Raw genomic sequence first — 10,901 nt, forward strand, 5'->3', positions numbered from 1 at the left:
AATCCCGTGATTTAGTGCGCTGTTCGCACGGTGTTTGGTTATGCTCTTGGGGCAGACTCTGGCCCAACTGCTAGATTATCGGGTTGAACGCCATCGCGCTTCCCACACGAGGATTCAATGACACTCAGCACCCCCCTTTCCGGCGTCAACCATCCTTTCAAAGGCATTTTGCTGATTGTGCTGGCGACGTTTCTGTTCTCCAGCCATGACGCGTTGTCCAAATACCTGGCCGGGTTCTATCCGATTGTGATGGTGGTGTGGGCACGTTACCTGGTGCATACCCTGTTGATGGCGGGCATTTTCCTGCCGCAATCAGGCCTGCGCGTACTGCGCAGCAAACGGCCTGGCATGCAGGTGGTGCGGGCGCTGTGCCTGTTGGGCACCAGCCTGTTTTTCACGGCGGCGCTGCATTACATCCCGTTGGCCGAGGCCACGGCGGTGAACTTCCTCGCGCCGATCCTGGTGACAGCGCTTTCTGTGCCGCTGCTCGGCGAGCACGTGACGCGTGGCCAATGGCTGGCGGTGATCTGCGGGTTTGTCGGCGTGGTGATCATCATCCACCCCGGCGGCGAATTGTTTACCCCGGCGGTGCTGCTGCCGCTGTGTTCAGCGACGTTTTTCTGCTTCTACCAATTGCTCACGCGCATCCTGAGCAAATTCGACACGCCGACCACCAGCAATTTCTTCGCCGGGCTGTGCAATACCCTGGTGATGAGTGCGATGGTGCCGTTCTTCTGGCAGGTGCCGACCCTGTGGCACGGCGTGTTGATGCTGGCGCTGGGCACGTGCGGGATGACCGCGCACCTGATGCTGACCCAGGCGTTCCGCTTCGCGGCGCCGGCGTTGCTGGCGCCGTTCGGCTACTGCCAGATCGTGTTCGCGGGCTTGCTGGGCTGGCTGGTGTTCAGTCATACCCCCGACATGACCACCGTGGTCGGCATCGGGGTGATCTGCATGAGCGGGTTGGCCGCTGCCTGGCAGCAGCGGCGCAGGTAGATCAGGCGTCTACGGCGGGAATCTTGCGCGGCGCCATGAAGTACATCCAGGTCAGCGCAATGAAGTACATCGCGGGGATCAGGGTGAACAACACGGTGTAGTTGTTGTGGGTCACCGTCAGGATGTGACCGACGATCTGGGTCATGAACATGCCGCCGATGGCCGCGCACATGCCGCCGAAACCAAACACCGTGCTCATCATGTGCTTGGGCGTGTAGTCCATCACCAGGCTCCAGATGTTGGCGGTCCAGGCCTGGTGCGCGCCAATCGCCAGAGAGATGGCAAACACCGCGACCCACAGCTGGCTGGAGCCGGCGGCCATGATCACGCCGACGATGCAGCAGGCAAACAGCAGCATCGACAGCAGCCGCGCCTTGATTGAGTTCATCCCGCGACCGATCAGGAACGAGGACAGAATCCCGCCCCCCACGCTGCCGAAGTCCGCGGTCAGGTAGATGATGATCAGCGGGATACCCATCTGGGTCACGTTGATGCCCAGGTTGTATTGCTGGTTCAGGAACGGCGGCAGCCAATACAGGTAGAACCAGAACACCGGTGCGGTCAGCGCGTAGGCGATGGCGAACGCCCAGGTGCCGCGCATGCGCAGGATGCGGCTGAACGGTACGCCAGGTTGTTCCGGCTCGACCTGCTGTTGCACGTAGTCCAATTCGGATTGTTTAACCGTCGGATGCTCTTCGGGGTTGTAGTACTTCAACCCCCAGAACACCAGCCAGATCGCGCCGAGCGATGCCATGCACAGGAACGCCGCTTGCCAGCCCCACACGTGCAGGATCAAGGGCAACAGCATCGGCGTCATCATTGCGCCGACGTTGGTGCCGGCATTGAAGATACCGGTGGCCACCGCACGTTCACCCGCCGGGAACCACAGACGTGTGGTTTTGACGCACGCCGGGTAGTTGGCCGCTTCGGTCAGCCCGAGGATGAAACGACACACCATAAAGCCCACCGCCGACGTGGCCAGGCCGTGGGCGCCGGTCGCCAGGCTCCACAGCAATACGGCGCAGAAGAACACGCGTTTCACGCCCACCCGGTCGATCAAGCGGCCTTGCAGCACAAAACCGATGGCGTAGCCGACCTGGAACCAGAAGTTGATGTTGGCGTAGTCCATCGCCGTCCAGCTCATTTCCTTGGCCAGGATCGGTTGCATCACGCCCAGTGCGGCGCGGTCGATGTAGTTCAGGGTGGTGGCGAAAAACACCAGGGCCAGCATGCCCCAGCGCGTTTTACCCACGGCCAGGGCGCCGCGGATCTTGTCGCCGATGCCGGCGTGCGGGTTGCCTGGGCGATCGGCCAGGACGGAGTTTTGCAGAGGCATGAGGTCGTACCCGTTTTTTGAAATTTTTATGGTGTGTTTTGGGTCTTCTTTGCGTGATCGATGGTGCGCAGTGGCTAAAAAATCGTCAATTCGCCAAACCGGCATAGTGTTCGATAATCGCACCAAAAACTAACCGGTTCGTACATTTTAATTGCTGCGTGTAGGCTGGGGGCGAATAATTTGCCGCAAACAACAATTGCCGGGAGTCGCCCATGCAACGTTCCATTGCCACCGTTTCCTTGAGCGGCACCCTGCCGGAAAAGCTCGAAGCCATTGCCGCCGCCGGGTTCGACGGGGTTGAAATATTCGAGAACGACTTGTTGTATTACGACGGCAGCCCGCGCGAAGTTAAGCAGATGTGCGCCGACCTGGGCGTTGCCATCACGTTGTTCCAGCCGTTTCGCGACTTCGAAGGCTGCCGCCGCGACCGCCTGGCGCGCAACCTTGAGCGCGCCGAGCGCAAATTCGATCTGATGCAGGAACTGGGCACCGATCTGGTGCTGGTGTGCAGCAATGCGTCGGCCGATTGCGTGGGCGACGAGTCTGTTTTGCTCAATGATCTCAGTCTGCTCGCCGAGCACGCCGGCCGCCGTGGCCTGCGCATTGGCTACGAAGCCTTGGCCTGGGGCAAGCATGTGAATACCTGGCAACAGGTGTGGAACCTGGTGCGCCAAGTCGATCATCCGGCCCTTGGCGTGCTGTTGGACAGCTTTCATACCTTGTCCCTCAAGGGCGACCCGAACGCCATTGCGCAGATCCCCGGCGACAAGATCTTTTTTGTGCAGATGGCCGATGCACCGATCCTGGCCATGGACGTATTGGAGTGGAGCCGGCATTTTCGTTGCTTCCCTGGCCAGGGCGAATTCGATCTGGCGGGGTTCCTCGCGCCGATCATCAAGAGCGGTTACACCGGGCCACTGTCCCTGGAAATTTTCAACGATGGTTTTCGCGCCGCGCCCACCCGGGCGAATGCGGCGGATGGCTTGCGCTCCCTGTTGTACTTGGAAGAGAAGACCCGCGAGCGCTTGAAACAGGAGGCCCCCGCGCAACCGGTGGAGATTCTGTTTGATACCCCAGCCGCCAGCGAGTACGACGGCATCGAATTTTTGGAGTTCGCGGTGGATGAAAGCCTCGGCGCCAAACTCACGCACTGGCTGGAGCGCCTGGGCTTCGTCAAGGCCGGGCAGCATCGCTCCAAGAGCGTGAGCCTGCTGCGCCAGGGCGATATCAACCTGATCCTCAACTGCGAGCCCTATTCCTTCGCGCACAACTTCTTCGAAGCCCACGGGCCGTCGTTGTGCGCCACTGCGATGCGGGTCAAGGACAGCGCCAAGGCCCTGGAGCGGGCGGTGGCTTACAAGGGTCAGCCCTATCGCGGCCTGGTCGGGCCCAATGAGCTGGAGCTGGCGGCGGTGCGCGCGCCGGACGGCAGCCTGATCTACCTGGTGGACCCGAGCGAAGGCAGCCTGTACGACACGGATTTCAATCTGCAACCGCCATCGTCATCCAGCGGTGGCTTGCTGCGCATCGACCACATGGCCATGGCGCTGCCGGCCGACAGCCTTGACAGTTGGGTGCTGTTCTACAAGAGCCTGCTGGACTTCGAAGCCGACGATGAAGTGGTGTTGCCCGACCCTTATGGCTTGGTCAAAAGCCGCGCATTGCGCAGCCGTTGCAGCTCGATTCGCCTGCCGCTGAATATCTCCGAGAACCGCAACACGGCCATTTCCCACGCATTGTCGAGCTATCGCGGCTCGGGCGTGCACCACATTGCGTTCGACTGCGCCGATATTTTCGCCGAGGTGCGCCGCGCCAAAGAAGCCGGGGTGCCGCTGCTGGATATCCCGCTCAACTATTACGACGACCTGGCGGCACGCTTCGATTTTGACGAGGAGTTCCTCAGCGAGCTGGCCTATTACAACGTGCTGTACGACCGCGACGCGCAGGGCGGCGAGTTGTTTCATGTGTACACCGAACCCTTTGAGGGGCGGTTTTTCTTCGAGATCATCCAGCGCAAGAACGGCTATGCCGGCTATGGCGCGGCCAACGTGGCGGTGCGCCTGGCGGCGATGGCCAAATCGCGCAGCGGTGCGGTGCGCCAGGCACGTTTATAACGGCGGGCGAGGTGCTTCCTTTCGTTGCGCATCGCGGCCCATAATCATTGCCTGCATACACTGGCCGTGAGCGCACCATGACCTCCGAGGCACCCCGCAAGAGTCGTAAGAACAATCCGGAAAAGACCCGCGAGAACATACTCCAGGAAGCCATTGTCGAGTTTGTCCAACAGGGCCTTTCCGGCGCTCGTGTGGACGCAATCGCCGAGCGCATCCACACCTCCAAGCGCATGATCTACTACTACTTCGGCAGCAAGGAGCAGTTGTACGTCGAGGTGCTCGAGAAGCTCTACGGCGATATCCGCAACACCGAGACCCGCATGAACCTCACCGCCCTGGAACCGCGCGAAGCGATCCGTCGGCTGGTGGAGTTCACTTTTGATCACCACGACCAGAACGTGGATTTCGTGCGCATCGTCAGCATCGAAAATATCCACAATGCCGAATTCGTGAAGCGCTCGGATGCGATCAAGGCGATGAACAGCAACATCCTCGAAGCGTTGGGCGCAACGTTGCGTCGTGGGGCGCAGATGGGGGCATTCAGAGAGGGGCTGGAGCCGCTGGACGTGCACCTGCTGATCAACTCATTCAGCTTTTACCGCGTGTCCAACCGCCATACGTTCAGTGAGATCTTTCAGATCGAGCTGTCGGATGAGGCGGTCAAGCAGCGGCATCGGGACATGATTTGCGAGTCGGTGTTGCGCTACTTGCAGGCCTGAGTACACGCAACGCTCCAGGCTGGAATGCAACCCATGTGGGAGCCGGGCTTGCCCGCGATAGCAGTGTGTCAGAGCTACACCTTCGCCTGGCAAACCGCTATCGCAGGCAAGCCAGCTCCCACAGGTAATCCGGTTTCGGCAGTCAGGTATTCAGGCTCTGGAAGTGCGCCAGCATGCGTTGCGCATCCGCCGCTTGCCCGCTGAACAACTCGAACGCCTTCACCGCCTGAAACACCGCCATGTTGCCGCCATCCAGGGTGCGGCAACCCAGGGCGCGGGCGTCGCGCAGCAGTTCGGTTTCCAAAGGGAAATAAACGATTTCCGCCACCCAGAGCTCTGCCCGCAACAGGGCCGCTGGAACCGGCGTTCCAGGCAGCTTGGCCATGCCCATCGGCGTGGTATTCACCACACCATCGGCCTCGGCCATCGCGTTTTCCAAGTGGCCGCCCACCTGGGCGCGACCGGTGCCGAAATGCTGCGCAAGGTTATCGACAAGGTCGCGGGCGCGTGTGACGTCCACATCGAAAATACTCAAGTGCTCCACGCCTTCTGCCAGCAACGCATGCGCCACCGCCGCGCCAGCCCCGCCGGCGCCCATCTGCACTACACGCCGGCGGGGCACATCATTCAAATTGCGTCGAAACCCTTCGGCGAACCCCAGGCAGTCGGTATTGTGGCCGATGCGTTTGCCGTCCTTGAACACCACGGTGTTGACCGCGCCAATGCCGCGGGCCTCGTCGGACAAGTCATCGAGCAGCGGCAAAATGGCCTGTTTGCACGGGTAAGTGATGTTCAGCCCCGTGAACCGCATCAACTCGGCGGCGTCCAGCAGGTCGGGCAGGGCGTTGATGTCCAGGTGCAGTGGCTCAAGGTCGATCAAGCGATACAGGTAGCGCAGGCCTTGGGCGTCACCTTCCTGTTCATGCAGGGCGGGCGTGCGGGAGGCCTGGATGCCGGCGCCGATCAGGCCGGCGAGGATGCGCGGTTTCATTGTGCCGGCCCTCTGAACAGATGGCTGAAATGTTCCAGGGCCAAGTGGTAGCCCTGGCTGCCGAACCCGGCCAATACCGCCTTGGCGATGGGCGAGACGAACGAGTGATGACGAAACGCTTCCCGGGCATGCACGTTGGACAGATGCACCTCGATCACCGGCACTTCACTGGCGACCAGTGCGTCACGAATCGCCACCGAGGTGTGGGTCCAGGCCGCCGGGTTGATCACGATGCCGGCGCAACGCGCGCGGGCACCGTGGATCCAGTCAAGCAATTCGCCTTCGTGGTTGGTCTGGCGGAATTCGATTTTCAGCCCCAGTTGTTCGGCGCTGCGACCACACAGGGCGGCGACCTCGGCCAGGGTTTCATGGCCGTAAGTAGCGGGCTCACGGGTACCGAGCAGGTTCAGGTTGGGGCCGTTGAGCACCAGCACGAGGGGCGGCATAAGGGGTTCTCCACAGTTCTTGTCAGTTGTGTGGACAAAATGTACTGGTTGGTTACTTTGGTCAATTGGCGTGGGCGGATATGTTCGATTATCGAACCTTTAATTATCGCCCGAAGAAGCCAAGGTATTACGGGGGATTGCTGGGCGGGCAGGGATTGACGAGCGTTGGCCGCGTATTTCCAACCATTGGCATGAGTGGTTACAACCCCACGTTCGCCGGTTTTTTAGTCGTTACTAGTCTGTGAAGCAGCTTCGGAAAAAGGAGCCGGTTGTCGGGTGGCACGGAAAAATTGTTACCTGACGGAAAATAACCTAACGGATGGGTTAGTATGAGAGTAGGTGCTTACAAAGGATATGTAATTTCAGTGTTTCTCAGGGACGAGCATTGCCCACCCCATGTGCATGTCAGGGGGCCGGAATGGGATGCGCGTTTTCGTTTCAGTTTCCTGGATGGGGAAGTGGAGTTGCGGGATGTAAACCCTGAACGCAGCCGGCCACCTCAAGCGGTCCTGAAGGACATACGCGAGGCAATAATGCAGCGACACTATCTGGCGCGGGCACGCAGGATCTGGTGGGAAAAGCTGCAAACGGTTTGCCTGGAGAATCATTCCTGGGATTGGGACGCTGGTGAATTGGTTCCAGGGCTGGTCATTCGACGTGGTGTCTATGTCATTGCAAACGCCCGGCACGACGTAGTAGAGCAACGGACAATTTTGAATCTGGTAAGAGCGCCTGATAACGTGGGAATTAATTTATGAAAATCGTAAAAGCCAAAGTCATACCCTATGTCCCCCTCACCGACGCTGATGTCGAAAAGGCAATAGCCCGCGGACGCAAGCTCAAGCGTCTGTATGCCAACGCCAGCAACGTGCGCTATCAAGACGACTGCATCTCCATTGGCTTCAGCGACGGCAGCCGTGTCATGTTGCCGGTGGCCGGCCTGCCGGAGTTCGAGGGGTTTTCCGCGCAGGACTTCCAGCAGCTGGAAGTGGGTTTCGGCGGCAAGGCGCTTTGCTGCGAGGCCAAGGATCTGGACGTTTCGATCACGGGCCTGATCGCTACAAGCCAGCCGCTGATGGACCTCGCGACAAGCCTGGTGGCCTCCCGCAATGGTCGCAAACGCAGCGCCGCCAAATCGGCGGCCGCCCGGGCCAATGGCAAGAAGGGTGGCCGGCCCCGCAAGGAAGTCGTGGAGCCCGGCGATTCAACGGATGTATGAAATTCCAGTATGGGAGCAGGCAAGCCAGCTCCAACAAGGGATTGGTGGTGTCGGGCCGGCTTATCGCCGGGTCAGCAACACCCCGGATTCCATATGGTGCGTCCACGGGAACTGGTCAAACATCGCGCATTGGGTAATACGATGGGTGTCGTGCAACTGCGCAATGTTCGCCGCCAACGTCTCCGGGTTGCAGGAGATGTACAGGATGTTGTCGAAGCGTCGGGTCAGTTCGCAGGTGTCTGGGTCCATACCGGCGCGCGGCGGGTCGACGAATACGCTACCGAACTCGTAGCTTTTCAGGTCGATGCCGTGCAAGCGGCGGAACGGGCGCACTTCGTTGAGGGCTTCGGTGAGCTCCTCGGCGGAGAGGCGCACCAGGGTGACGTTATTCACCGCGTTTTCATCAAGGTTGCTCAGCGCGGCGTTCACAGAGGTTTTGCTGATCTCGGTGGCCAGCACTTTGCGCACGCGGGTCGCCAGCGGCAGGGTGAAGTTACCGTTGCCGCAGTACAGCTCGAGCAGATCGTCCGGGCGATCGCCCAAGGCTTCGTATGCCCAGTTGAGCATCTTCTGGTTCACGGTGCCGTTGGGTTGGGTGAACGCGCCTTCAGGTTGGCGGTAGCTGAAAGTACGGCCGCCCACGTCGAGTTTTTCCACCACGTAGTCATGGCCGATCACGTCGCGCTTGCCCTTGGAACGGCCGATGATGCTCACGTTCAGGTCTGCTGCCAGCTTGTTCGCGGCGCTATGCCAATGCTCGTCCAGCGGGCGGTGATAGCACAGGGTGATCATCGCGTCGCCGGCCAGGGTGGTCAGGAACTCCACCTGGAACAGCTTGTGGCTCAGGGCGGCGCTGGCTTGCCAGGCGGCCTTGAGTTGCGGCATCAGTTGGTTGATGCGTTGGCTGGCAATCGGGAAGTCTTCGATCAGGATCGGCGTGCGCTTGTCGTCCTGCGAGAACATCGCATAGTGGCGCTCGCCGTCCTCGCGCCACAGGCGGAACTCCGCCCGCAGGCGGAAGTGCTGCAGCGGTGAGTCGAATACCTGCGGCTCGGGGGCGCCGAACGGCGCCAACAGGTCACGCAAGCGCGTGACCTTGTCCTGCAGTTGAGCGGTGTAGCGTGTGGCGTCAAAAGTCATGCGTTGAACCAGCCCAGCTTGATCACAAACAGAATCGACAGAATCACCAGTGCCGGGTTCAGCTCACGGTAGCGGCCCGAAAGCAGCTTGATGGCGGTCCAGGCGATGAAACCGAAGGCGATGCCGTTGGCGATGGAGTAAGTGAAGGGCATCGCCAGGGCGGTGATCACCACCGGCGCTGCAACAGTAATGTCGTCCCAGTCGATTTCGGCCAGGCCCTGGGTCATCAGCACCGCTACAAACAGCAGCGCGGGTGCCGTGGCGTAGGCGGGCACGCTGGCCGCCAGTGGCGAGAAGAACAACGCCAGCAGGAACAGGATCGCGACCACGATGGCGGTCAAGCCGGTACGGCCACCGGCGCTCACGCCCGCGGCCGATTCGATGTAGCTGGTGGTGGTCGACGTACCCAACAGCGAACCGGCCATGGCGGCGGTACTGTCGGCGATCAGCGCACGGCCCATTTTCGGCATATGGCCGTCCTTGCCCATCAGGCCGGCACGCTTGGCCACGCCGATCAGGGTGCCGGAGTTATCGAACAAGTCCACGAACAGGAAGGCGAAGATCACGCTGACCAGGCCGATATCCAGCGCACCCTTGATATCCAGTTGCAGAAAGGTTGGCGCCAGGGACGGTGGTACCGAGGTCACGCCGATGAATGGGGTGAAGCCCAATACGATGGAGGCGATGGTCACCGCCAGGATGCCGATCAGCACCGCGCCGCGTACGGCCAGGGCTTCCAGTGCGACGATCAGCACGAAACCCAGGGTGGCCAGGATCGGCGCCGGTTGTTTCAGATCGCCAAGGCCCACCATGGTGGCGGGGTTGCTCACCACGATGCCGGCGTTATGCAGCGCGATCAGCGCCAGGAACAGGCCGATACCCGCGGCAATCGCCGAGCGCAGGGGCAGCGGAATGGCGTTGATGATCCATTCGCGGATGCGAAAAATCGACAGCAGGAAGAACAGCACCGCGGAGATGAACACCGCGCCCAGCGCCACCTGCCAGGTGTGGCCCATGTGCAGGACCACCGTGTAGGTAAAGAAGGCATTGAGGCCCATGCCCGGCGCCAGGGCGATCGGGTAGTTGGCGATCAGGCCCATCACGGTTGAACCGATGGCGGCCGCCAGGCAGGTCGCGACGAACACCGCGCCCTTGTCCATGCCGGTCTCGCCGAGGATGCTCGGGTTCACGAACAGGATGTAGGCCATGGCCAGGAATGTCGTGATGCCCGCGAGGATCTCGGTGCGCACGTTGGTGTTGTGTGCCTTGAGTTGAAACAGCTTTTCCAGCATGCCTGCTCCCTGTGACGCTTGGTTGCGTCGTGATTTGTTGACCTCTAAGTCAAAGCACAAACTGCGCCAAGCGCCTGTGGTTTCAGAGAGGATCGGAAAAAGCGGCGCATCATACCAGCAGCCGAGGCCTTGAGGCATACTGCGCCGACGTTTAAACGAAGGTCACCCGCCCCATGAAAAAAGCCAACCCGTGGAGTCTAGCCCTGATCCCTTGTCTGAGCCTGTGCCTCGGCGCGGCACCGGCGTGGGGCGCCACTGCACCGCCCTTGAGCGAGGTGCGTGTGTTCAAGGTTGAGTCGGCGGGTTGCACCGAAACCATCCCTGAAAGCGTGAACACCACGCAGATGTGCACGCACCGCGGAGCCACCAAGGTCTCCGTGATGGAAGTCGGCCTGGGCAATAATCCGGTTGGCCGCTTCAATGGTGCCGTGCTCGATGGCCAGCGAACCGCTGTGTGCCAAGTCGGCAGCATCAGCCAGGCCTGCAGCGGGGCGGGTACGCTGATGGGCTATATCTACGTGTTTGAGCTGAATGTGCAGGCGCAAGGCTGGTTCGAATACAGCAACGCCTCGATCAACCCCCCGCGCAACACCCTCAAGACACTGCTCAATATCCGCTGATCAATCCGCTTGAACGCTCAAAACCTCA

The 10,901-nt window shown here is 60.8% G+C and carries 11 protein-coding genes; 6 read left to right on the forward strand and 5 right to left on the reverse strand.

What is annotated here, in order from left to right; all coding sequences use genetic code 11:
- Positions 1-117: 117 nt before the first annotated feature.
- Positions 118-996: a DMT family transporter gene (locus BLL36_RS18085; protein ID WP_076952706.1), complete on the forward strand. Its 879-nt coding sequence runs from the start codon at positions 118-120 to the stop codon at positions 994-996.
- 1 nt (position 997) lies between these two features.
- Here BLL36_RS18085 and BLL36_RS18090 read toward each other — a convergent pair whose 3' ends face one another.
- Positions 998-2,332 carry an MFS transporter gene (locus BLL36_RS18090; RefSeq protein ID WP_076952707.1) on the reverse strand — a complete coding sequence of 445 codons (1,335 nt, stop codon included), beginning with the start codon at positions 2,330-2,332 and terminating at the stop codon, positions 998-1,000.
- Positions 2,333-2,544: 212 nt separating this feature from the next.
- Between BLL36_RS18090 and quiC the strand changes: the two genes are divergently transcribed.
- Together quiC and BLL36_RS18100 are read left to right on the forward strand one after the other, a co-directional pair.
- A complete protein-coding gene (gene quiC, locus BLL36_RS18095) occupies positions 2,545-4,446 on the forward strand; it encodes a 3-dehydroshikimate dehydratase QuiC (RefSeq protein ID WP_076952708.1) in 1,902 nt (633 codons plus the stop codon).
- Positions 4,447-4,523: 77 nt separating this feature from the next.
- On the forward strand, positions 4,524-5,165 hold the full coding sequence (locus tag BLL36_RS18100) for a TetR/AcrR family transcriptional regulator (protein WP_076952709.1): 642 nt from the start codon (positions 4,524-4,526) through the stop codon (positions 5,163-5,165).
- Between the two features lie 142 nt (positions 5,166-5,307).
- Here the strand turns inward: BLL36_RS18100 and BLL36_RS18105 are convergent, their stop codons facing one another.
- Both BLL36_RS18105 and aroQ read right to left on the reverse strand, forming a co-directional pair.
- Positions 5,308-6,156, reverse strand: a complete 849-nt coding sequence (locus BLL36_RS18105) for a shikimate dehydrogenase (protein WP_076952710.1) — start codon at positions 6,154-6,156, stop codon at positions 5,308-5,310.
- Complete coding sequence (aroQ, locus tag BLL36_RS18110) at positions 6,153-6,602, reverse strand: type II 3-dehydroquinate dehydratase (protein WP_076952711.1); 450 nt, start codon at positions 6,600-6,602, stop codon at positions 6,153-6,155. The genes BLL36_RS18105 and aroQ overlap by 4 nt, the downstream gene beginning before the upstream one ends.
- Before the next feature lie 329 nt (positions 6,603-6,931).
- Here aroQ and BLL36_RS18115 point away from each other — a divergent pair, with 329 nt between their 5' ends.
- The gene (locus tag BLL36_RS18115) at positions 6,932-7,360 is read left to right on the forward strand and encodes a DUF4160 domain-containing protein (RefSeq protein WP_076952712.1); all 429 of its coding nucleotides are present in this window, start codon (positions 6,932-6,934) and stop codon (positions 7,358-7,360) included.
- Complete coding sequence (locus tag BLL36_RS18120) at positions 7,357-7,821, forward strand: DUF2442 domain-containing protein (protein ID WP_076952713.1); 465 nt, start codon at positions 7,357-7,359, stop codon at positions 7,819-7,821. Before BLL36_RS18115 ends, BLL36_RS18120 begins: the two co-directional genes overlap by 4 nt.
- A 60-nt stretch (positions 7,822-7,881) precedes the next feature.
- Here BLL36_RS18120 and trmA read toward each other — a convergent pair whose 3' ends face one another.
- Positions 7,882-8,961, reverse strand: coding sequence for a tRNA (uridine(54)-C5)-methyltransferase TrmA (trmA, locus tag BLL36_RS18125; RefSeq protein WP_076952714.1), 1,080 nt, complete (start codon positions 8,959-8,961; stop codon positions 7,882-7,884).
- Entirely contained in the window at positions 8,958-10,253 is a 1,296-nt protein-coding gene (locus BLL36_RS18130; protein ID WP_076952715.1) for an NCS2 family permease, read from the reverse strand. Before BLL36_RS18130 ends, trmA begins: the two co-directional genes overlap by 4 nt.
- A gap of 173 nt (positions 10,254-10,426) precedes the next feature.
- Here BLL36_RS18130 and BLL36_RS18135 point away from each other — a divergent pair, with 173 nt between their 5' ends.
- Complete coding sequence (locus BLL36_RS18135; protein ID WP_076952716.1) at positions 10,427-10,873, forward strand: DUF4879 domain-containing protein; 447 nt, start codon at positions 10,427-10,429, stop codon at positions 10,871-10,873.
- The last annotated feature ends 28 nt before the right edge of the window (positions 10,874-10,901 follow it).

The organism is Pseudomonas cedrina subsp. cedrina, assembly GCF_001983175.1.
GTDB classification, from domain to species: Bacteria; Pseudomonadota; Gammaproteobacteria; order Pseudomonadales; family Pseudomonadaceae; genus Aquipseudomonas; species Aquipseudomonas cedrina.